This window comes from Anaerotaenia torta (genome assembly GCF_050433395.1).
In the GTDB taxonomy this organism is placed as follows: domain Bacteria; phylum Bacillota; class Clostridia; order Lachnospirales; family Lachnospiraceae; genus Mobilitalea; species Mobilitalea torta.
In genome coordinates this window covers 42,826-67,065 of record NZ_JBNPXH010000010.1, presented here as the reverse complement: position 1 = coordinate 67,065, position 24,240 = coordinate 42,826, and the positions used below count along the sequence as shown (strand labels likewise).

Sequence of the window (24,240 nt, the reverse complement as noted above, 5' to 3'; positions counted from 1 at the left end):
CTATTCATTAAATCAAAGGAAAATCTTTTTACATTTGTACTCTATCTGGCGATTCCATCCGGAGAAACGGCAGGTACATCAGATACCTTGATATAATCGTAACGAATATCAGACTGCCAGCCTCTCAGCCCGAAACCGCCGCCCCAATAAGGCACCTCATGCTCCAGTACAAGCTTATCATCGATGAACATGGATAAGGTTACATATTGATTCGCATCTTCATCCTCCCGATAACGTCCAATAATAGTATATACATATTCTTTTCCAGATTCAAGAGAAAAATCAGCGACCCACCCACGATCCGGAAATTCATTCTTATTATTGGAAGCAATGGGACCGCCGTCCGTATTGCCGGCCTTCCACAGATTCACGGTAGAGACCTCGGCTCCCCAGGCAAGGGCCGCATCATACCTGCCCTCCGCAGATACGAACATAGGAACACCGCCGTCATTACTCAAGCCTTTGTTCTCCGTCGGTAAGAATACCTTTGTTTCAATGCAGAAGTCCTTTAGATATACTTCCGTTCCGGTTTCATCAGGAGTGCCGAAGTAAATTGCCGCCCAGTCCTCGGGATTTTTGGATACTGCCCAGCCGTTGCCCTTCTCATCCTTGACTACCATAAAACCGGCTCCCTCGGATGCCACATCGGGTACGTCGGCCCCGTCTTCCACATCATCAAAGGTAAAATCCACATATACCTTATTGCCTGCTGTTTCTTCCTCCTGTACCGGTTCCTCACCCTCCGGCTCGTTTGCATCGGTCCCCGGCTCCTCTGTCCCCTGGGGTGCCGCTGTCGGCGCCTCGGTCGGGGTCGGTGTCCCCTTGGGATTCTCTTTCTTCTCACATGCGGCCAGTCCGAGACTGATAACCAGAACCGCGGCTAACATTAACATAGATCTTTTCCTTTTCATACTTCATCCTCCATTATTAATTAGTTTATTAGCTTCAATCCCTATCCTTTTTCATCACCAGCCGGGTACCAACTGCCAGGATGAAAAAGGATATGATTGCACTAACCATTGTAACCTTGAATTCCAGCGTTCCTTTATCAACGATAAATAACGTAAAAACAGATAAAAGGAATAATACAAATGCAAACTTCAGAAAAAAACTTATATTTCCCATTTTGGAATCCCTTCATAAATACACTTTACCAACGCGCCCTCTATCTCCTGATAGCCGATTGTCTTTTGAAGACATTTATCCTTACCGTAGATGCACCGGTCATAAAACGGACAGCCGTCCTTCCGTGCTTCCAGGTTCATCAGATCCATACTTTTTAAGGGCAGCGGTTTATCATGCCTTGCGCTGTCCGGATCAGGAATCGGAACCGCGGAAAAAAGGGCCTGGGTATAAGGATGCTTCGGACTTTCAATTAATTGCTTCATGGAGGAAAGCTCCATAATCTCCCCCAGATACATGACACAAATCCGGCCCGAATTAGCAATATAACGCGCTGTTGATAAATCATGAGTGATGTATACAAATGCGATTCCCAGCTCCCGGTTTAATTCTGTCATCAGATTCAAGATGGACAATCTCATGGATACATCGATCATGGAAACCGGCTCATCCGCGACAATCAGCTGGGGTTCCATGGTCAAAGCCCTTGCCATAAGGACACGCTGTCTTTGTCCTCCGCTCATCTGGTGAGGATACTTTGACAGGAACTGCTCTGCGGGAATTAAGCCTACCCGTTCCAGCAATTCCTCCGCCAGTTTTTCCCCCTGGGAATAGGTTAATTCTTTATGATGTACCCGTATGGGTGCCATCATGGAATCCTTGATTGTTTTAACCGGATTGAGGGCCGCATAGGAATCCTGCTGAATAAACTGGACCTTCTGCTTATAGTTGGAGTTCATACCCATCAGACGGTAGATGTTCTCCCCTTCAAAGCGGATCTCCCCTTTGGTGGGCTTGATCAGTCCCGTGATAATTCTTCCCAGGGTGGTCTTGCCGCAGCCGCTCTCTCCCACCAGGGCAAGGATCTCGCCCTTTTTAATATCCAGATTGATATTTTTAAGTACGTGAAAATACCTGTCTGACGAAAATATACCGCCGCCCTTTTCAAACACCATATTTACATCCTTTAATTGCATCAGTATTTCGTGATCAGACATTAGAACACCTCTTTCAGGCATCGTGACAAATGCTCATTTCCTATTGTTTTTAATTCCGGTACCGTCTGTCTGCACATTTCCTCTGCATACGGACATCTGGGATGGAAGACACACCCCACCGGCAGCTCCATCAGATTAGGCGGGACGCCTTTGATGGGTTCCATCCGGGTTATATCTCCATACAGGGACGGGGTCGCCATAATCAGCCCCCTTGTGTAGGGATGGGCCTTCCGGCTGAACACATCTCTTGTGGAGCCGTATTCAACCAGTCTTCCGGCATACATAACCGCCATGTAATCTGTAAATTTGGCAACGATGGAAATATCATGGGTTAATAACAGCATGGAAACGCCCATTTCCCTGTTGATCTTCTTTAAAATCGTAAAGATATAATCCTGTGTAATGACATCCAGGGCCGTTGTCGGCTCATCCAGAATAATCAGATCCGGATTCAGCAATAAGCTCATGGCAATCATGACACGCTGCTTCATTCCGCCGGACAGCTCATGGGGATACATCTTCATGATCCTCTCCGCGCTCAGGTTTACAATCGTCAATACCTCCTGTGCTCTCCTGACCGCATCCGCCCTTGTGGTTTTGTTATCATGCACCTTCATGGTTTCATAAATATGCTCCAGGATGGTCATAACCGGATTCAAGGAACTCTGAGCCCCCTGGAAGACCATAGAGATCTTGCTCCAGCGAAAGGCATTGATTTCTTTTTCCTTCAGCTTACTGACTTCTGTAATGGTTCCGTCCTTCTCATGGAAATATATTTCCCCGGATACGATTTCTCCCGGTCTTGAGATACAGTTTAATAATGCCGAGGCAACGGTGGTCTTACCGCTTCCGCTCTCCCCTACCAAGGCCGTCATCTTCCCCCTCTTTATGTCCAGGTCAATATGGCTGGCTGCCCGGATGGAGTACTTCTTAAGCTTATATTCCACCGTAAGCTTTTCGATTGTGACTGAATTACTTTTTCCTTTTTTTAATAGTATTTCCTTATCCATACGTTCTCCTATTGCCCTGATAATCTGGGATTTAACGCTTCATCAAGCCCGTGTGCCAAAAGAATGGAACCCATCTGGAACAGCATGATAGCTACAATGGGCGCGAACAAGAAATAAACTGCTTCAGGAATTAATAACGCTCCCGAATCCTTTGCCCGCAGCAGCATCGCTCCCCAGTTGGACGGCTGGAAGGAGGCCAGCCCCAGCAGCATGATGCCTACGCTTCCCGTAATTGCATTTCGCATAATTAAGATGAAGTTGATCAAAATATAAGAAGCTATGTTGGGCATTAGTTCCTGGAAGATAATATGTGCTTTGCTCAGCCCCATAACCTTGCATATCTGGATAAAGTCACGCTCTCTCAGCGAATTGATCTGCGCCCGGATCGCCCTGCTTAACCCGGCCCAGCCCCACATGGAAAGTACCAGCGCGAAGCTGAAGGGGTCCTCGATGGTAAAAAATGAGGCAAAAATCAATAAGATCGGAAAGCTGGGAATGGATAGGAACAGATTCGTTATCACGCCGATTATCTTATCGGTGGCACCTCCCGCAAGTCCGGATACCATTCCCATTACCGTTCCCAGAATGACTGTAATAAAGGAGGTAAGGAGCGCTATCACAAGAACATCACGGGAGCCATAAACCAATTGCCGGAATACATCCCTTCCCAGGTTGTCCGTTCCGAGCCAATGCTTTGCCGAAGGCGCCAAATATTTATTTACTTCATCGGTGACGGGATTATACTTAAACAGCACCGGACCGACCGCAGCCATGAGGACAAAGAATAGCATGATTATCACACCTGCCGTGGATTTTTTATTGGAAAACACAATCCGAACCATTTTCTTTAATCCCTGTGCCGCGGATTTCATATATTTCTTTGCCATCAGGTACTCCTCCTTATCCGAGGATCTATTAGGGTATATAAAGAATCAACAATTAAATTTGCCAGCACAATCATGAAGGACATAAACAGCATCAGCCCCTGTACAATGAAATAATCCCTTGCTCCCATAAAACCGCCGAATTGCTGACCCAGGCCGGGATAGTTGAATATCGTCTCCATCAAGGGCGACCCGCCGAACAAAGCCGCAAAGGACAGCGCCAGGGAGGTGACCAGCGGAAGCATGGCATTCTTTCGTAAATATCTTTTGACGATGATTTTCTCCGGAATGCCCCTGGCTCTGGCTGCATAGATGTAATCGTCCCCAAGGACGCCGATGGAGCTGGCTCTCATGGACAAAGCCCAGGAACCGATCTGAACGATGGAGAAGGCCAATATGGGCAGCGCCGCATGGTACAGCACGTTCAAAAACCATGGCCAGCCTTCCAGCTCCAGCATAATATCATAGTTCCCCTGCACCGGGAAAATCTTAAATTTAACCCCCAAAAGAAAGACTAATATCATACCCCACAGATAATCCGGTATGGAACCGGATACAACGATATAGGACAGTGCCGCCCCTTCTCTCATTCCTTTTCTTTTCCACGCCATATGGGAGCCCATGAAGATTCCGACGGCAAAGCTGAGGAGCAGGGAAATGCTTGATATAAATAAGGTCCATGGTAAAAAATCCTTGATCAGCCCATTCACCGTGATGTCCGGCCTGCGCATGGAAATCCCAAGATTTCCATGCAGCAAGCCTTTGACATAACTGCCTAATTGTACAAATACACTCTCATCCGGATTGTAGTTCAGCAGGGATTTCGCTAAGCTCCTGGCTTCTTCAAAGGATATCTTCCGTTCCATCATCAGGCTCTGGGCGTAAGTATCAACCGGATTGCCGGGCATCATTTTTATTAATAAGAAACCAAAGACCGCGACTAATACCAGGGTTAATACGGCAATGAATAAACGCCTCCAGAAGAATCTGGTTTTATTCATAAGCTTCATGAATAAGGTTATCACTTTGTTCTCTTCCTTCCTCTTCGCTTTCAACTAAATCCTCCCCTACTTCTTCGGTTTGTAAAACTCAAGTGAGAAGTTTATGCCCTGTGAGAAATACAGGTTTGTCCTTGCTACCTCAAAGAATTCCTTCGTCCCTACCTCCGGAACATAGGCCACATTTCTGCTTTCCTTTATCTTATCCTCCAGAGGGAGTCCGTCAATCTTAGTAAAGTCTACAAAGGAGCCCGTCACGTTCTGATAAAACTGAATGCCGTAATTCTCATCAGCTGCGCCAAATATCATGTCGGCCAATACTTCCTTTAATTCCTCATCCGAATAATAATACAGATTGCCCATGACATCCTTTACATAGAAGGTACCGCTTCCATCCCTCTTTTCAAATTCAAGAGCGATATTCCCGATATCCTTCTTCTCGATTTTGCCTGCGTTAAAGTCTTCCTCGGTAAAGGTGGGGAACTTTAAGATCGGTCCGTTGATATCACGGTATACATAGAGGAAGGAGCCTGTGGGATAGGAAAAGCTCATATTCAGATCCGTCCAGTTGACAACAAAATCATATACGCTGTCCCCAGCTTTTGCCGTATCGAACCAGGAACCGAAATCATTGGCCCTCTTTAAGGAAATCTCAATACCGAACTGGCTGAGAGCGCTTTCCACCGCTTCCGCAACCCCGCTCATACCGGGATGGCTTCCGTCATAGCCCAGAGACAATTTAACCGTCTGTCCGTTTACCGTCCATTTATCCCCCTGCTTTACCCAGCCTGCTGTCTCAAGAAGCTCCGCCGCCTTGTTCAAATCCTGGGTGTATCGGGGCAAGGCGTCATAATCCTCCGGCTTTAACCAGGACTTCGCTTCGCTGGGGGCCATTCCGATGAGGGGAAATTCACTGGTAATGGCATATTTATTACCGGCATTTTTCATTTCCTCCCGATTGAAGATATACTGGAAGGCCTGGCGCACTTCAGGAGTCCATACTTCTTTTTCCAGGTTAAATACCAGGCCGATTGCACCGGGATCAAACATCTTTAAATGGGCCATATTCTTGTTGCTGTCAAGAATTGCATTCAAGGTTGCCTCGGGAGCCAGGCCGTCCTGATAATAGATCTCTCCGTTGGAAAGCATGTTATAAATAGAATTAATGTCAGCCACGTTGTAACAGATGATATTATCGAACTTAATATTGTCCGCAAAATAGTAATTTTCATTTTTTGTTAAAATCATCTGGTTCTGTGTTTCTTTTTCCAGCTTATAAGGGCCTGTAGCTACAAACCAGGTGGGATTATAAGCCTTAAAGCCATTGTAATTCGCCATGAAGGCTTCATCCGCATCCGGCTGGATTGCTTTTCCAAAGGGCGCCCAGCCCTTGTAGCCTTCCTCTGCATCCGGCTGGCTCAGTAAGATTTCCTGGCATTTGTCCACATATTCCTTAAATTCCGAATATTTAACGGAGCCGGCCTTTTGAACCGCTATTAATAGGGTTTTCACCTTATCATTGGGCTCCATCCAGCTCTTCCAGGTTAATCGAACGGTTTTATCGTCGATTTTTTCTATGGGCTTAGCCAGATAGTTTGTCAGCTCCACAAAGTTGATGTGATAAAACGCCATTACGTCCTCGGCAACAAAATCATCCCCGTTCTGCCATTTCGCATTTTTACGAAGATGGATGACGGAGGTGGAATCCTCCTTATGCTCCACACTCTCCGCCAAAAGATAATGCAGCTCGTCGGTGGATCTTACATATTGGATCAGGGGCTCTACTGCCAGCCACTCTAATGCGCCTATGTTGGACCCGCCATGATAATGATTTCGTATCCCCGTCTTATCCCAGGTCTTTGCGATGCGGAAGGTTGTGTCTACATCCTTGGTATCCGCTTTTTTTGCGCAGCCAATCATATTTACCATGAGAAAAATAATGAAACATACACTTACAAGCTTTTTCTTCATAAATATCCTCCTATTTTTGCAGTTCCGACCTTGTTTTTAAATAAAAAGCATCTGCCTTAGTAACTCCTGCCTTGTTACTCCTTACAATAACCCTTTCCTTCCCCATCATTACCCCGATTCTGGCCGGTAAATAGTATTTATCATTGATGTAGATTTCCAGCATGTCTGCTTCCGTAAGAATTCTGATGGTGTTTTCCTCCAATAAATCCTGAGCATCGATTTCAATTTCGCTGAGGATTAAATGGTTAAAGGTAACGGCTGCAATTTTCTTCCCCTCTTTTTGCGTGATATTCACTGCTACCTTCTTATCTGTAAATTCAATAGAAAAGGACTCCTCCATGCGAAAATCAATCTGTAAATCAGATCTTTTTTCTGCCGTGAATTCAAAGCTGTTTTCTGCGGTAAGATCAACCCCTTCCTCCAAAGTAAAATACCGCTCTCCCCGGATAAGCTCTGTGGTATCCTGTGCCATCCTGGCTCCCAGCTTACCGTCCTCCAGCTGATAAATCTCTGTCGGCAGATTAATATGCCCTCCCCAGAAATTGCCGTCGTAAGCCTTCGGCAGCCATCCGAACAGATAAAACTGATCTCCTTTCTGAGCGATTTGCGCGGCACAGATATCCTCACTGGTCAGATAGTTAATCTCTTTCCGGGTCCAGTCCATTGTGTAGGGATCCACATTCTCATCCCCGATGAGATATGCCATTCTTCCGACTCCATGGTTAGAATAGCCGTAAAAACTGGTGAACACATACCATCTCTTCCCGATCTTAATCAGCTGCGGGCATTCCGGATCATGATTATCCCTGTTTTCGGCAAATACCGGCTTTGCCTCCTTGCTCCAATCCTCCAGGCTTCCGGAATTCGTTCTGCCGATTGCCAGATTGGAGATGAAGATTCCCTCACTGGGCACCCGTTTCGGATAATTGATGGCAATGGAATAGAAACGGCCAGTGTCTTCATCATAGGCAACAAAGGGATCACGGCTGCCGCCGGGGAACTGTTCCTTGTCCTGGTAGGCCTGATAGCTGCTTCCTGCATATTCCCAGGTGATCAGATCCTCACTCACGCTGGTGTGATAGTCCCCATAGTAAGAGTAATACCGATTGTCCTTCTCCGTAATTCCAAGTACCGCATAGTTCTCCATAAAGCTTTTAATGGACAGCTCCGTGGGCTTCCAGCTGATTCCGTCCTGGGATGTCAGTAATTTTGAATGGAACTGGCCTCCGGTTGCCAGATAGAACATGTACCATGTGGATGTCTTTTCATCATAAAAGGGATGCACATCCCCAATATAACGATTTTCAAATTCTTCGGGCAGGATATAATGCAGTATGGTATCCTCCGCCTTTTTGCTCTGATCTTCTTGATTCATCATGTCCTCCATCTCTTTTCCCGTCTCCTCCTTCCCTCCCTCTTCCGCATGAGGCACTCCTTTTTTACAGCCGCTCAGAAGCGAAAGAAAGAGGAATAGCACCATAATTAATGTAATATGCCTGCTTCTCTCTCCTTTTATTATTTTCACCTACTCCCTGTTTAAAGAATATATGTTGATGTTTTTAGCCTCAAAGCTTCCGTACTCCGTAAACACCCCCAGCTTATTAACGGAGGTAAACTTGTGTATCCTGCCGGACAGAGCAAATTTATCATCCAGATAAACCTCTATGATATTGCCGTCGGTGATGATTCTCAGCTTCATAGCATTGTTGTACTTCATCTCAATGGGTATGCTGGCGATTTTGTCCATCCGTTCAAAATGTTCCCGGAGGATTAATTGATTTGTATTCGGATCGAGGAAGACCTCGTATCCGTTAAATTTCTCGTTACCGGTTTTCAACACCACTCCAAAGCCTGCACTGTCTTTCCCAAGAGAGATGTCCATCTCCAGATCAAAATTGATATACTCTCCCTGGAACCAAAGCTCTCCATAATCGTGATTTTTTGAGTACCGTAATGTCCGGCCTTCCGCTGTAAAGCCATCTCCCCGGACATAATCCGCTTCTCCCTCAATGGAATTCGCTGCTGTGGAATTCGTTGCCGGAAAAGTATAAAGAAGCTCCTTCCTTAACAGGTTGTCCGTGACTGCAAGCCGTGTTCTCAGCTGTCCATCCTTCGTTTGATATAGTTCCTTGGGAAAGGCCATATGACCGCCCCATTGATAGGGATTTCCATCCGTACTGTTGACGTAGGTCGGAATCCAGCCGATCATAATTCTTCTTCCATCGCCTTGTGCCGAATTGGGGGCCATTTCTTCCGTCGAGGTTAGGGTGTCTACGGGAAATCTCCTCCACGGTCCCGCGGGACTGTCCGAATACCGATAGCGGACCTGCCCGACTCTCTTGGTTCCCCAGCTTGCTAATAAGTAATACCGATCACCCATCTTGAACAGCTCCGGACATTCCGGTACATTGGAGTTGCCCGGACGAAACAATGACTCCGGCGGAGAGAAATCTATGAAATCCTTTGTTTTAGAATAGTAGATTTCCGATGAAGCATTGCTGTACAAGGCAGGGTTTTGCTTTACTGAGAATAAGAACCAGTACTCCTTATCTTTTTCATTATAGAACAGACTAGGGTCTCTGGGATCTGTTGAGGGAACCGAGGAATAAGGAAATCCCAGCCCTATTTCCGTGAAGTTGATATAATCCGAGGTTTTACTGATCCCATATCCGCGGTTGCCTACCACATCGTTATACATGGAATATAGCTGCCCGTCATACTCTGCATTGGCAACTGCCCACCAGCTTCGGGAGGTATCGATGGCAGATTGCACCTCTTCCCAGTGAAACAGGTCCTCTGAGACGGCAAGCCCCTGCCTGACGCCCTCTAAAGCCCCCCGGTTCTTGGTGTTAAAGGGCAATTCCAGATAATAAACATACCATGTTCCATTATGATATACAGGGTGAGCATCACCAAAATATCCTTTTTTGCTGATATAGTGTAATTTAGGCTTAGCCTCTTCGCCGGGTTCCACCAGCTTTCCCAGCTTGAACTCTTTTGCTAAAGCCTTCTCTTCTATTCTTGCCACTTTTTTATGTATCCCCCCAATGGATAAGATAATAATCGCTGCTGCCACAACAATAAGCATCCCGGCAATCAATAATCCTATGCGTTTATTTCTTTTTTCCGGCTTAGACCGTAAATACCTCCACATTCTCCAACCGCACCTCTCCATTTTCAGAATATATGCTGATTCCATTATCCTTTTTAATGTACATCCGTGATGATAATGCTACCCCATCCAGATACAGCACACACACATCGCCTTCGACAACAATGTCCAAATGATACCTTGTGCCCGGAATGAATGGAACCGGCCTTTCCACATTGGTAAAATTCGCTCTGCCCCAGGGTGTGTTAGGCACCATCCCAAAGGCAAACCGGTTATTGCTCGTTTCCAATTTATATCCGTAAGCGAAATCCTCTTCCGCATCGTGCCTTAGCAATATTCCCGCATTTACGTTATTGCGGGAAATGATGATATCCGCAGAGATGCGGTAGGTATCCGCCTCAACCTTTGTTAAGGTGCGGGACGCAAAGCCCTGCTCATTGCCGCAGCATATTCTGTCCTCAGAATAGTATAAGGTTTTAATGTGGTTTTTAATCGTCTCCGGTATCCGGCAGCCCAAGGATCGGTCCTTCCTCTGAAACACCTCATGAACCATCAGATTACCGCCCCATTGCCATTCTCCGTCATCATTATCACCCGCTTTTGTGGGAACCCAGCCAAACACATAACGCTTGCCGCCGTCGGAAGCAGTTTTGGCTGCATAGAAGGCGCGGCCGTCAAAGGCATCATCCTCCGTTGACCTCCAGCAATTCTCTTCGGTATCCGATACCCGGTATCTGGTCACACATCGGTCGGTAAACTCGGAGTAAACCAGATAGTTCTCCCTGTTCATCCGGAATAAGTCAGGGCATTCATGGGTGAAAAAGGCATCCGGAGACCATAGCGGTTCTTCTACCTTCCATGTCTTTAAGTCCTTGGAGGAGCATAGTGCGGTACAACCTCGCTTTACCTTGTCACCCTGTCTTAGTCTGGCTGCCAGCAGCATCCAGTAACAGCCCTTCTCTTCATCCAGATATACGAAAGGGTCGCGCCAGTCATGCACTTCATAATCCTTTGCCGGTGCATAAAACGTATCCTCCTTCACCTTCTCCCAGTGAATCAGATCAGGGCTGATTGCGTGCATCACGGCCTGTTCCGGATGTCCCTGCTCTCTCAGATGCGGATTGTGACCGGTGTAGAAAATATGATATTTCCCTTCTGCTTCCTTAAAAACCGAACCGGTAAATACATACAGATCCTGTTCCTGCACCGTCCCCCTTGGAAGCACCTCTCCGAACTCCTCATACTCAATAAAGTCTTTGGTTCTGATGAGCCTCCATGGCGTCCCTTCGCCTTTATTTGCTTTATCTCGAAAATCATGCAAATAGAACAAGTAAAAATGACCATTTTCATAATACGGAATAATATCCGCTGTTACGCCATCCTGTGCTTTGTAGTACAACATATGACTCTCCACTTCTGTTTATATTCTTGACAACGTTGTCATGAACATATAATAGCATGGTGTGACAACGTTGTCAAGAAATTTTCTCAGAGTTTTTTCATTGACTTCTCAGAGAACCTTTCCTGAAAAAAAAAGACTTCCACTTTTCACAGTGAAAGTCTTCAAGAAACACATCGTTCTATTGTCGGTTTTCTTAATCTATCTTTTCTTCTTTTAGTTTTATAGGCACATATCTTTGCAGCTGTTCATAGCCAAGTCCCTTCTTAATTTCATCATCGTTATAGGTCATGTTCCCCATGACATCACGTTCACTGTCAAAGATAAAGTTCGTCTTCTCCAGCCATTTCAGGATTTTATTTTCCACTTTCATAAGGCTGTCATCATCACCGTCAATACATACCGCGGAAGCGTACAAACCTCCTTCAAACTCGATGACCTCATACGGAGCGGTATCCATTTCTTTGACATGCTCCTGTACGCCATATAACCATCTGAATTTTCCGTCGTTTCTTCTGCACAAAAAATCGGCGCAATCAAGGATAATATTTTTTTCTAAATCTTTATGCCTGCCAATCCAAAACATCAAGCAATCTTCATTGAACAATTCATTAAAGTCCTGATACTGGGAGGTCAGCGCCAGGAATTTCGGCATCCTCACAATCATTACATCCGGGATTTGCTTATCAAGCTTCTCGGTTATATCCAGCAAACGGTTCACATTGGCCGGGTTGCCATTGTAATCAACATTTATAAGCTGCCCTTCAATCTCCTGCGCTTTTTCGTAAAGCAGCTTCACATCCGCAGCCTGGGCAAAATCGGCTTTTTTGATCTGCTCGATAAATTCCAGAACAATCGCCTTTAATTCGTGCAGAAGTGATACCTCTTCGTCAATGCCGTCGACTTTGTTCCCGAGAACCTCCAGCACCACCTGAGAATCCGGTGCGTCAAAGATCCGCCGGATATCTTTTATGCTTATGTTCAGTTTACGCAGGATCAATATCTGCTCCAGCCTTTTTACAGCAGCCTCGTCATACATTCTGTAGGCGTAATCATCACTCCGGGTGCTGGCTATCAGCCCCATATCCTCGTAATATTTCAATGCACGCGCAGAAATATCATATTTTATTGACAGTTCCCGTATTTTTATAAGTTCGCTCATATTTATCCTCCATAGTGGTTTTGGTTTTCTATGACCATTATAAAGTACGACGCAACGATGGAGTCAATAGAAAAATACAAGTTATATCAATTTTTCTCAACTTCGCTTTATCAGAAGTTCCAATTACCAATGCAAAAACAGTTTTATAATACAAGAATGGGCAAGAACCATCGTACATGCTCTTGCCCATTCATTTTAATCCCACTGCCCCGGAAATCTCATCTTCTGCAGAGGCGGGAACTTTTTATTGTACTCTTCCACTTCTTCTTTGGGAAGGTTTTAAAACACCTTTGATTCGTAAAACTTACCCTGTATTCCCTTCATGCTGCCTTCGGCTAATTCTATTCCCATAAATGCATTAAAATTCTTACCGTCTGCCGTCGCGATATGAAATTTATCGCAGGTCTTGAAGCCTATCTTGGGATAATAATCCGGTTCGCCAAAGATCACAATGCCCGGATACCCCTGATCCGCCGCCAAGCTCATGGTTTCCTTTAATAACAGCTCGCCCACTCCGCATCCCTGCCATTCCGGTTCCACACAAAGGGGTCCGAAGGTAATGATATCATGGATTTGTGTACCGTCCATAATATGGGCTTTAGAATACATAATGCATCCGATTACCTTCCCGTCCTTGACTGCGATCCGGCTCAGCTCAGGAAGATAGTCCTTATCCTGGCGCAATTTATGTACCAGATAATGCTCGTCACATCCGAGATGATGTTTATTCCAAAATGCATGCTGTGTCATTAACTCGACTTGATACCAGTCCGCTTCTGTTTCCTTTCGGATTTCTATTTCGTCTCGGCTTACTCTTTTCTTTTCCTTCGGAAACCATCCGAATTCCAATCTGACTTCTTTTCTCTGCAGATCATTGTTCCGGTAGCAGCAGGTATCCATGCCGATCAGGCGGAAGCCTTCATGCTGATAGAAATCAACCGCATTCACATTACAGGACTGTGTCTCCAGAATGACCGCCCTGCGGCGCTCTCTTCTTGCCTGTTCCTTCGCCACCTCGATGAGTGCATGGCCGATGCCACGCTTCTGATATTGATCTGCCACCCATAGCTCTGTAATCCTCAGACGGTTGGACCATATTTCCTGATCCGTTTCTATTGCGGCAATTAATTTCCCTTCCGCCAGCACTCCCCAGGCATAGGCATGCTCCCAGTGATCCTGGTACAATTGATCTGGGAAATCATATTCCTCCGGCGTATGAGTCACCGGCTCTGCAAAAGATTTCTTCTCTATCTCGATGGTGTAGCCTTTTTCTGTTTTATTCACAAGAACATCGTAATATTGATCTGTCGTATATCCGATTGGGACAGTCGTTCCCTTCCATTCTTCCTTGGGTAAATGAATAATTTCATATTCCAACTCTTCCAATTCCCCCTTTTTCATTTCATTGCTATTTAGTTTAGTGTTGGTATCGTAGGCTGAGGTATACAAAATGCTTGCAGGCGATGGCACGTTTACTCAAGCAGCCTCTTATGCCTCTTATTATTTCAATCCACACCGCCCTTGCGGGCGATGACGGGCACTCACCGCGGATCCGGATATTATCGATGTATTTCAATCCACACCGCCCTTGCGGGCGATGACTGCAAGCAGCTCGGCATTACCGCCGAGGATGTCAAATTTCAATCCACACCGCCCTTGCGGGCGATGACGAGGTTCGAGCGGCTGCAACAGCGCATACAGAACGATTTCAATCCACACCGCCCTTGCGGGCGATGACCGACATCTACGAGGCGATCGCGGGGCTCTACGAAATTTCAATCCACACCGCCCTTGCGGGCGATGACACCCGCGTCATAGGTGCCAAGCCGTTTCTAACAAATTTCAATCCACACCGCCCTTGCGGGCGATGACGCCTTCAGGGATATCGTTTTGCAATCTTCTATAATTTCAATCCACACCGCCCTTGCGGGCGATGACTGATGCGGATGCAGAAATACAGAAGATAGCCGAGATTTCAATCCACACCGCCCTTGCGGGCGATGACATGCAAAGATTTTAATATACCGGAGACAACATCAATTTCAATCCACACCGCCCTTGCGGGCGATGACTTAGCGTTCGTAAACATGTTTGTTTGTGTTCGCATTTCAATCCACACCGCCCTTGCGGGCGATGACGGGAGGAAATAACAAACAAGTGGGATTTGGCGAAGAATTTCAATCCACACCGCCCTTGCGGGCGATGACACCAAATTCCTACCTTTTGGGTATCCTTCCGGTGATTTCAATCCACACCGCCCTTGCGGGCGATGACAGCAAATACACACAAACCTTCCATCTCATATTTTAAAACATTTGTGCACATTGTACTTAACAATATTATAGATCACCGCTTTTATTCTAACAGATTAATTTAATCTTAACTTTTGTATGTTTTTTCTGGTGCGAATCTCCCTGGGTTTTTATGATCACTTCACATTCGCACAAAACAAGTAACGAATTGATACTCCCTAACATTTGTGAATATTTCTAATTGTGATTCTTCAATCTTTATATTATCTACTCCCAGTTTTTCATTGCCCATGCGGTATCAGACTCCTTCTTTCTATACCGGATGGGTGCCAGGCACCTTCGCTCCGGTGCTGGTTATATCTGTGATATTACGCCCTCTCCGTTACAAAATAGGAAATCATCAGCTTTATGATGCTCTCCTGATCTTCTACTCCCATGGTTTCCACAGCAGAGTGCATAGCTAATAGCGGCACCCCGATATCCACAGTCTTCATTGGAAGCAAGGAGGAAAGAACCGGTCCCATGGTTCCGCCACCTACGGCATCCGAATGGTTCACAAATTTCTGATATTTTACATCATTGGCTTCGCATAGCTGCTGTAGAATCGCAATGGCTCCCGTATCATAGGCATACTTTTGAGCGGTATTAATCTTAATTACAATTCCCTTACCCAATTCCGCCCGGTTGGTAGGATCAAATTTCGAGGGATAATTCGGATGAAACGCTTGGGCAACATCCACTGAAAGTGTGAAACTCTTCATCATGGTTTCATATAACTGAATTCTGCTCATTCCCAGAGCCTCATAGATTTTCTCCAGCAGAACCCCTGTAAAATGGGTTTCACAGCCCTGCTTCGTGCGGTTTCCGATCTCTTCATTATCGTACAGCCCGATGATATGAATATCCTTTTCGCATACCTCTCCTGTGATACCCTGCAATAAAGCATAGGCGGAGGATAGATCATCCAGCCTCGGGGAGCAGATAAATTCCTGCTTCTTTCCAACGGTGGACGCTTTATCTAAATTATATATGAATAAATCATAATCCAGAATATCCTCAATAGGCACATTCAAATGTCCGGCCAAAAGCTCATTAAAATAGTTCTTATCCTCTTCTTCGGACAATCCCAACAAGGGTAGCACATCGGTCTGCTTATTGATGGTGACCCCGCTATTGACCTCCCGGTTCAAATGGATCGCCAGATTCGGTATTACCAGCACAGGCTCTTGTAAATCAACGAGTATCTCACGCGGTTCAAAGGGCTTATTGCTTTTTAAAGCCACCTTACCGGAAATGGACAGCGCCCTGTCATACCAGCTGGACAATATCATACCGCCATAAGCTTCCGTATTCAGCCGGATATAGCTCTTCTCTTTCATAACCGCATTGGGCTTTATGCGAAAGGAAGGGAAATCCGTATGGGCCGCTGCCATGCGCAGCATGGTATCTTCATTGATCTCTTTCCCAATACGAAAGGCAAAGACCGTAGTGTCATACAGGTTGAGGAAATAAGCCCCGCCCTTCTTTAAATCCCAAGGGCGGTCGAAATATAGCCTTTCAAATCCCCTGGCCTCTAAGCGTTCCATGCTTTGCCGTATCACCTGAAACGGCGAGGTTGCATTATCTAAAAATCGAAAAAAATCCTTTAAATTCAAATATTTCATAATAGCTGGTCTCCTTCTTGTTTTAAACTCGCAGCAAGCCTCGGAAGCCCCTGGCAGAATAATAGCTGTCCGCGCCATTGTGATATAGGAAGACCGTATCATAGCGGCGGTCACAAAAAACAGCCCCGCCCAGCTTTCTAATAGAAGCCGGCGTCTTTACCCAGCTGGAGGTTTTCAGGTCAAAGCTTCCCCGCTGCTGCATCTGCCGATACTGTTCTTCCGTCAGGAATTCAATGCCCATGGCGGCGGCCATATCCACCGCATTATTTTCCGGTTTATTTTCTTTTCTTGACTCCAGCGCTTCCCGGTCATAACAGATACTCCTGCGGCCTTTGGGGCTTTCCGCCGAACAATCATAGAAAATGTATTCCCCGGTTTCAGAATCATAGTACAATACATCAGGCTCGCCGCCGGTTGCTTCCATTTCACCCAACGACCACAGCTTTTCAGCATTTGCCTCCAGCCTTGCCTGTATACTGGCCCAGTCTAGGTCTTTATGACGGTTTCTGTTTTTCTCAAAACGAGTTTTTAAAATATCCAACAGCTCTTCACACTGTTCTGGTGTCAGCTTTCTATCCAAATTGTTCATTATAAAACCTCCCTATCCGGCTTTAACTTTTCCTAATTCAAACTCTCAATAATCTTTTCCGCACTGTCATACAGCTCGGCAGGAAAAGCGGTTCCTGCTTCCACCGCCCGCTTTATTTTCAAAGGAAGCGTTTTGTCACCCATAACAATGCTTCCTGCTATCTTATTCTCCCTTAATACAAACAGGATATATTGTCCCGGAAGCTCCTTCTCATAAACGGTATACTCCCCTTCCTCGGGAAGGAATTCCCCAATACTGAAGGTATCCAATCCCAGAACCTTTAAAATCGTAGATCTGGGCACGCCTTCAAACATGGATTTCCGGCCCAGGATACTCTGTGCGGCAGCTTCTCCCTGTAACTGAGCAACCTTCCATAGACCATACAGTACTCCGGCATGCTCACTTACATCTCCGGCTGCATAAATATCTTCTTCCGAAGTCTTCATGCTATTATCCACCGTGATCCCCATATGAATTGCAATATCGGCTTCACTCGCCAGCTGCACCTCAGGCCTGACGCCCGCGGTTACAACGACCAGCTTGGAGGGTATCATTTCACCGGTTGAAAGCCTTACGCCTTCGCATTCATCTTTCCCGATAATTTCCTCTATTACTATGCCTTCTCTCGCCTCAATTCCCATCTTATCCAAGTATTCCTTTAAAAGCAATGCTCCTTTGGGATTCAGCTGTCTTGGCATCAGCCATTTGGCACACTCTAATAAAGTTACTTTAATTCCTCTTTTGGCAATGGCTCCTGCTGTCTCCAGTCCCAGGATCCCCCCACCGATGCAGATGCAGGAATCAAGATGCTGTATCTGATCCAGCAGATAATCTGCGTCTTCCAGAGTCCTGACTGTTATGACATTGGAAAGCTCCTTGCCGGTCATCGGAGGCACAAAGGGCTGTGCACCGCTGGCAATCACCAGCTTGTCATATGGAAGAACAACTCCATCCTTTAGCTGAACTTCTTTGCTGTCTTTTCTGATCTGTGTTACTTCTTTGCCTAACATGAGATTGATTCGTTTCTCCTGATAATACTCCAAAGGATGAATCGGAAGACGCCCCTTCTTGATTTCCCCTGCAAGATACCTGGTCAGGCTTATTCTAGAATAAGGTAATAAAGTTTCTTTGGAAATCAGAGTGATATTCATTTCTTCCGAGTACTTGCGAAGCTCCTCCGCACAAGAAAGACCCGCTATACCACTGCCTATGATCACAACCTTTACAGCCTCACCGGCCTCTTTGATCGGTTGCTCTTCCGTCTTGTCTTCCTGCAGAACAAATTCTTGCGCCGATGCACCGCACACCGGGCAGGTGTCAGGCACCGTCTCGCCTGTATGGATATAACCACAGAGAATACATACATAATTTTTCATTTATTGTCCCTCGCTTCTTTGGTCGTTCCCGTTTTGAAGTGATAATTGTGGAAATTTGTCCCTTTCACTCCTTACATTATACTTCGATTATGATTATATTTCCAGATATATTTCAACCGCTCAACGACTTCCCTCAATCCTCTTCTCTTACTATTTTCTTCTTTTATCTTATGATATATGCCGAATTGGTTGTCCATCTTATTCCAGTATTATATAATCTGCATCAGAATATGCGGCAAGCATAAACTAATAAAAATCACAAGTAAAAGCTATGATAAAACATCCCAAACATGACCTCCAGTAAAGGATAAGTATCAGCCTTGGAGAATACAATGCAAAAAAATCCACCCCATAATCGCAACTTACCGCATAAAATGCCGTATCTTTGCCTATATCAAAGCGATATACGCCCAAACAGTAACTCTTTCCCTTCTTACAACCTGTGGATTCAAAAAGATTTACAGTATATCTTCTGACAAGACGCGACCGGCAAATATTGAACGCCACAGGTTATCCAAATCTTGCGCTCATGTATATAAGCCGCCATCTGAACCTCCTAAAACCGGGAGACTAAATATGTTGGTGCACAACTGATCGGATGCAATATCACCAGTATATCCAGGGCTGTATTGGCAGGAAGAGAATCCATACGATAGAATCCGGTATGTTTCAGTTCTAGGGAAAGGATAATTTCCTCTGTCACAAACTGTTGGTAGGGGATGCCGCTGAGAGTGACTTCGTGAGGGTTCGAGTCCCTCTATCTGCACCAAAGCATGATAATCCGAACCTTGTCCCCATTGGGGATGGGTTCGGATTATTGCTTTATTTTGATTATAGTTTCTCCACGAATGGAAAGCAGATGAAACCGGAATCCAAACCGAGAGGCCCACGGAAGAAGCCAATTAAATAATCACCAAAAGTTAAAGCGGTAATTAATATGAAATTTCTGTAAATTAGCGCTCTTTTCATTCGACTGCCAATTGACGGAACAGTTGTTTTCTGCTACAATAAAGATACTCTATACAAAGGTATGGAGGAAGACAATTGTTGTCAACACCTCCAAGGATATTTCTAATAATATTCTGCTTACGGAGTATGCGGTTGATGCCTCTATCAAACAGCTTACGGCTGCCATGATGAGAATTAACAAGCTAAGATTGACAAATGTCTCCAGCTTAATTATATCACAGTTAAGCATTGCACTTAATAGGATAGCTGGTTAAAACTAACAAGCCACCTAATCGGTGAAAAGTTAATACCACGTAACGTTTGTACCCGCTGGCTAAGGAATGCTATCCTCCATGCCAGCGGGTATCGGCATTCTGTAACATTTAGGGAGAAAGACAAGAATGATAGACATCGAGAGCTGGCTGACCTCGCAAAAGACAATAGAAAAAAGCAAGCGCTATTATGCTCACTTCGATTATCGCACGGATATGTCAAAATGCAAAGAATACGTGTCCAACCCACGAAATATAGCAACGCATAGTTTTTATCCATTTGTCCACTACACAAAAGATATGAGTAAATTTTCTTTTGAGAAAAAGGGACTTAAGGAAAAACATCGAGATATTTGTTATGCTGCACATATTGATCGGTGCATTTTTCAATATTACAATTTTTTACTTAATGAACTATACAACAACGAGTGTGATAAATTAGGCATTGGCGATGTGGCAATCGCTTACCGCACAAACTTGCGCCACCAAAGCAATGTTGATTTTGCAAAGAAAGCAATCCAATTCATTCGTGATAGTGGAAATTGCTATATAATGATTGGAGACTTCACAAAGTTTTTTGATAACTTAGATCGCAATTATTTAAAACGCCAGTGGTGCAATCTCTTGGGTGTTCCAAAACTGCCAGCAGACCATTATGCTGTATTCAAAAACATCACTCACTTTAGCTATATTGAGCTAACCGACCTTCTCGAATTGCATAACCTTGAAGATAGTAGTTCTGGCCGTAGAGAATTAAATGCAAGAAAGCGTCTTTTATCGCCAGTTGAATTAAGAGAAAGGAATGACTTAATAAAGAAAAATCGAGAACATGGAATACCTCAAGGTTCTCCAATCAGTGGTATCCTAGCCAACATTTATGCAATCGAAATAGATAAAAGGCTGCATGATTTTGTTTCAGAATTTAATGGGATGTATATGCGCTATAGCGACGACTTCATTGTCGTTTTACCAAACATAGACGAAAGCTCAGCGATTGAAAAATTAAAAACCATTAATGGTTTTTTTGATAGCGCTGACTGTCCGGGAATAGAGCTTCAGCCTAACAAAACACAATATTATTCCTTTAGTCAAAATCATCTGGCGAATTGCGGGCTAAGGGTTAACGAAGAAGCCGACTGCTCTAATCAGCATCTTAATTTTTTAGGGTTTACTTTTGATGGGAATAAAGTTAGCCTTAGAGCTAAAACAGTCTCAAAGTACTATCAACGAATGCGACGAAAATCCAAAACTATTGCGAAGAGCGAAAACTATACCAAAACGGGTAAGCACATTAGCAAAAGGAATCTGTATGAAAGGTATTCTATACGGGGAGCCGAAAGCAAGAAGGGAAATTTCTTAACTTATGCCAATCGAGCTCTAGACAAATTTGGTGCAGATGAATTAATATCGCTCATACCTGAGCGCAATATGTCAAAAGTTCGGAGCTTTTTAAAAAAAGATTACACCAATAATACTAAGAATAAAAAAGGTACGACGGAATTATGAGGCTTTCTCGATAATGTTCTGAAATACGCTGGTGTTGCTGCTATTGTTGTGCTTGGTGGGACAATTGCTGTTCTAGCCGGAGGCAAATTTAATATTGTAGGGAAAGACTAATTTTCTATCATATTTTGAAAGTTTAAACAAAAAAAGTGGCGGCGATATCATCACGATATCGCCGGTTCTTATTACTTTACTAGCAAAGCATCAAACCTTTCGTCTCCTTGCGCAAACGCACACTGCTCCTCTTTTAAGCAGCCAAGAAGGGATTGACGTACTTCATCGTAATATTCTTCGCTCGGCTGTTTTAATTTCATGTGGGAATATAACGGAGATTTGGTGAAGCCGGATATGCTTTCAATATTTCCTAATAATCGCTGCATAATCTCAAAGAAGCTGTCGGAATCTTTCTCCAACATCGCCAGTTCAAGGCCTGATGATATTTCATGATATTCGCCCATCTCAAAGAGTTGCGCTAAACGTCTCAGCTTTTCCACTATCTGATGCGCTTTCTCAAAATCCTCGCCCTTCAGCGCAAAATAATAAATGTCATGGAAGGTTAATTGAACATTTTGGTAACCTGAATAGAGCAGTTCCTCATACATCTGCAATGCCTCATCCTTGCGCCCTGTCTCGCGGTAGACTGCGGCGAGCTTGCGTTTGCGCTCCGGATTCTCTGCGGAAAAATAATCAAGGTATTCTTCTGCTTTGTCAAATTGGTCACAGCCCATGTAGTAGTAATAGAGTGCATCTGCGGCAGAACTTTTGATGCGTTCCTCACCACTTTCCAGCACGCGCTGGTAACAGCTTACGAAATAGGGCACATACTCGGCCTCGTTATCGGATTCCTGCATTTGAAGGTGGCTGTGTAATACACGCGCCATGTAAAGCACGAGGAAGTCACTGTTGGGATAGATTTGAAGTTGTTCCTTTGCCCATGAAAAGACCATCTCGAACGGTTCGATTTTCAGTTTTTTATGAGCTGTCACAATAATTCGATTTACCTCCTCATCAGACAGTGAATCCGTATGTGATAGCAACGTGTCGAGTGTGATATCCAGCAATCGCGCAAGGGGTGAGAGTAGCGTGATATCCGGCATGGAATTGCCCTTCTCCCACTTATTCACAGCAGGAGCGGTCACGCCTAAGCGCCTTGCCACTTCTTCCTGCGTCAAATTCTTTTCCAAACGATATTTACGAATTATAGTTCCAATTTGCATGATAAAACCCTCCGTTCCGTGTTTTTAGAATAACATGAAATAGAGGGCTTATCAATTGAATATGATTTAATTTCTGGTAATTTATTTTAACCAATGTTCATGTGAATTTTGGTTCTCGACAAGGACTGTAGATGAAGCACGCTATCCAACAAGCGACTGTATCGGTACTAGAATAGCAGGGCGGCGGTTCAATTTGAACCGCCGCCCTGCTTATAATATCATTTAGCTTCTTTCGTATCCTCTTGCGCCTGCCGCTGTTTCCATTCGGCAAATTCACGCTGTCCTTCCTCACTATCGAAGAACTCGCGGATTTTCGGCAGGAGTAACCTTGCAAGACTTTCAATCTCCTGCTGTGGAACATCCATTCCGATGTCGTCTTTTGCCATTTGCCCTCCTGAGTCTTAGGCAAATGCCACGGCATCCTGTGAAACTGACTATTCGATTTTTATGGGCATTTTTACCCTTTAATGCAATTATTGTAGCGCTCACAAAATGACTTGTCAAGCTGCAAAACTTAACCGTATCAAGTTTCATTAATTATTGTAAGACGGCTGTGCATAGAACCCCAGAAAGGAATAATGAGCAGCTTCGACAGTTTATTGAAATGTGTTTTGACCCAAAATCGCCCATGAACGATAAACTAAAACAGGCTTTGATGGAGATAGTATCGAAAGGCGGTGACAACCAATGAACGGCGTAATTTATGCTCGCTATTCCTCGGATAATCAGCGCGAGGAAAGCATCGAGGGACAGTTACGGGAATGTATGGCGTTTGCTGAAAGTAAAGGTATCAACGTTTTAAGCAGCTATATCGACCGTGCACTGTCAGCCAAAACAGATAATCGTCCTCAGTTTCAACAAATGATTAAAGACAGCGGTAAGGGCATGTTTGAAACCATTATTGTATGGAAGTTAGATCGGTTTGCCCGTAACCGCTATGACTCAGCTCACTATAAGGCGATGCTTCGCAAAAATGGTGTGACGGTGGTATCCGCCACCGAGAATATCTCCCGTGGCTCCGAGGGTATCTTGTTGGAATCAATGTTAGAAGGAATGGCAGAATACTACTCCGCTGAGCTTTCGGAGAAGGTTATTAGAGGATTGACGGACAATGCTCTCAAATGCCGCTACAACGGCGGTACGCTCCCGATTGGGTATGTGGTAGACAAGGAACAGCAGTTTCAAATCGATCCGGTTATGGCTCCCGTAGTGTTGGAGGTGTTCACGGCTTATAGTGAGGGAGCAACTATGCAGCAGCTTGTGAATCTGTTTAACGAGCGTGGTGTTCGCACTGTCAGAGAAACGAAAATTACGCTGAACATTATGGCGCACATGCTGAAAAACCGTCGGTATATCGGAGAATACAGCTATCGTGATGTAGTTGTGCCGGATGGCATTCCTGCCATTATCCCGAATGAATTATTTGATAGGGTTCAGGAACGGATGCGCAAAAACAAGAAAGCCCCTGCTCGGCATAAGGCAGAGGATGATTACATACTTACTACAAAGCTTCATTGTGGCAAATGTGGGCGTTACATGGTGGGTGAAAGCGGAACCAGCCATACAGGAAATGTCCACCGCTATTATCGCTGTCATAACACCAAGAAAAAGAAACTGTGTGACAAAAAGGCAGTCAAGAAGGATTGGATTGAAACTTTGGTCATTCAGCAGACCATGCGGGTAGTCATGGATGATGCGGTTATCAATAAAATTGCTGACACTGTATTTGCTCTGCAAGGCAAAGAAAGTGACACCATTCCAAT

General features: G+C 44.9%; 18 protein-coding genes, 1 pseudogene and 1 CRISPR repeat array. Of the genes and pseudogenes, 2 read left to right on the top strand and 17 right to left on the bottom strand.

The genetic code is table 11. From position 1 onward, the window contains the following. Positions 1-41: 41 nt before the first annotated feature. The 15 genes from HNQ56_RS16230 to HNQ56_RS16160 all read right to left on the bottom strand — a co-directional run bounded on the left by HNQ56_RS16230 (position 42) and on the right by HNQ56_RS16160 (position 18,537). Positions 42-911: a hypothetical protein gene (locus HNQ56_RS16230; protein ID WP_429148450.1), complete on the bottom strand. Its 870-nt coding sequence runs from the start codon at positions 909-911 to the stop codon at positions 42-44. A 34-nt stretch (positions 912-945) separates the two neighbouring features. Next, positions 946-1,125, bottom strand: coding sequence for a hypothetical protein (locus HNQ56_RS16225; protein WP_429148449.1), 180 nt, complete (start codon positions 1,123-1,125; stop codon positions 946-948). Continuing rightward, positions 1,113-2,120, bottom strand: a complete 1,008-nt coding sequence (locus HNQ56_RS16220) for an ABC transporter ATP-binding protein (protein WP_429148447.1) — start codon at positions 2,118-2,120, stop codon at positions 1,113-1,115. The genes HNQ56_RS16225 and HNQ56_RS16220 overlap by 13 nt, the downstream gene beginning before the upstream one ends. After that, positions 2,120-3,130: an ABC transporter ATP-binding protein gene (locus HNQ56_RS16215; RefSeq protein ID WP_429148446.1), complete on the bottom strand. Its 1,011-nt coding sequence runs from the start codon at positions 3,128-3,130 to the stop codon at positions 2,120-2,122. Before HNQ56_RS16215 ends, HNQ56_RS16220 begins: the two co-directional genes overlap by 1 nt. Before the next feature lie 8 nt (positions 3,131-3,138). Further along, positions 3,139-4,017, bottom strand: coding sequence for an ABC transporter permease (locus HNQ56_RS16210; protein ID WP_429148444.1), 879 nt, complete (start codon positions 4,015-4,017; stop codon positions 3,139-3,141). Continuing rightward, a complete protein-coding gene (locus HNQ56_RS16205; RefSeq protein WP_429148442.1) occupies positions 4,017-5,069 on the bottom strand; it encodes an ABC transporter permease in 1,053 nt (350 codons plus the stop codon). Before HNQ56_RS16205 ends, HNQ56_RS16210 begins: the two co-directional genes overlap by 1 nt. Before the next feature lie 12 nt (positions 5,070-5,081). Next, a complete protein-coding gene (locus tag HNQ56_RS16200) occupies positions 5,082-6,983 on the bottom strand; it encodes an ABC transporter substrate-binding protein (RefSeq protein WP_429148440.1) in 1,902 nt (633 codons plus the stop codon). Between the two features lie 10 nt (positions 6,984-6,993). After that, a complete protein-coding gene (locus HNQ56_RS16195) occupies positions 6,994-8,508 on the bottom strand; it encodes a glycoside hydrolase family protein (RefSeq protein ID WP_429148438.1) in 1,515 nt (504 codons plus the stop codon). Further along, positions 8,509-10,137, bottom strand: coding sequence for a family 43 glycosylhydrolase (locus HNQ56_RS16190; RefSeq protein ID WP_429148436.1), 1,629 nt, complete (start codon positions 10,135-10,137; stop codon positions 8,509-8,511). Then, positions 10,115-11,497, bottom strand: a complete 1,383-nt coding sequence (locus HNQ56_RS16185; protein WP_429148435.1) for a GH32 C-terminal domain-containing protein — start codon at positions 11,495-11,497, stop codon at positions 10,115-10,117. Before HNQ56_RS16185 ends, HNQ56_RS16190 begins: the two co-directional genes overlap by 23 nt. Before the next feature lie 193 nt (positions 11,498-11,690). After that, positions 11,691-12,656, bottom strand: a complete 966-nt coding sequence (locus HNQ56_RS16180; protein WP_429148433.1) for a helix-turn-helix domain-containing protein — start codon at positions 12,654-12,656, stop codon at positions 11,691-11,693. 279 nt (positions 12,657-12,935) lie between these two features. Then, positions 12,936-14,105, bottom strand: a complete 1,170-nt coding sequence (locus HNQ56_RS16175; RefSeq protein WP_429148432.1) for a GNAT family N-acetyltransferase — start codon at positions 14,103-14,105, stop codon at positions 12,936-12,938. Positions 14,106-14,158: 53 nt separating this feature from the next. Then, positions 14,159-14,930: a CRISPR direct-repeat array (repeat unit 33 nt; unit sequence ATTTCAATCCACACCGCCCTTGCGGGCGATGAC). Between the two features lie 346 nt (positions 14,931-15,276). Next, positions 15,277-16,572: a M18 family aminopeptidase gene (locus HNQ56_RS16170; protein WP_429148430.1), complete on the bottom strand. Its 1,296-nt coding sequence runs from the start codon at positions 16,570-16,572 to the stop codon at positions 15,277-15,279. Positions 16,573-16,594: 22 nt separating this feature from the next. Then, a complete protein-coding gene (locus tag HNQ56_RS16165; protein WP_429148428.1) occupies positions 16,595-17,161 on the bottom strand; it encodes a DUF4256 domain-containing protein in 567 nt (188 codons plus the stop codon). A gap of 32 nt (positions 17,162-17,193) precedes the next feature. Beyond that, on the bottom strand, positions 17,194-18,537 hold the full coding sequence (locus HNQ56_RS16160; RefSeq protein ID WP_429148427.1) for an FAD-dependent oxidoreductase: 1,344 nt from the start codon (positions 18,535-18,537) through the stop codon (positions 17,194-17,196). A 1,349-nt stretch (positions 18,538-19,886) separates the two neighbouring features. On the opposite strand from HNQ56_RS16160, the gene HNQ56_RS16155 reads away from it, so the two are divergent. Further along, positions 19,887-21,263, top strand: a complete 1,377-nt coding sequence (locus tag HNQ56_RS16155; protein ID WP_429148425.1) for a reverse transcriptase/maturase family protein — start codon at positions 19,887-19,889, stop codon at positions 21,261-21,263. A gap of 182 nt (positions 21,264-21,445) precedes the next feature. Here the strand turns inward: HNQ56_RS16155 and HNQ56_RS16150 are convergent, their stop codons facing one another. Further along, positions 21,446-22,477, bottom strand: a complete 1,032-nt coding sequence (locus tag HNQ56_RS16150) for a helix-turn-helix domain-containing protein (RefSeq protein WP_429148423.1) — start codon at positions 22,475-22,477, stop codon at positions 21,446-21,448. A gap of 218 nt (positions 22,478-22,695) precedes the next feature. Next, entirely contained in the window at positions 22,696-22,863 is a 168-nt protein-coding gene (locus tag HNQ56_RS16145) for a hypothetical protein (protein WP_429148421.1), read from the bottom strand. Between the two features lie 301 nt (positions 22,864-23,164). On the opposite strand from HNQ56_RS16145, the pseudogene HNQ56_RS16140 reads away from it, so the two are divergent. After that, positions 23,165-24,133, top strand: a pseudogene (locus tag HNQ56_RS16140) (recombinase family protein); the annotation flags it as partial. Between the last annotated feature and the right edge of the window lie 107 nt (positions 24,134-24,240).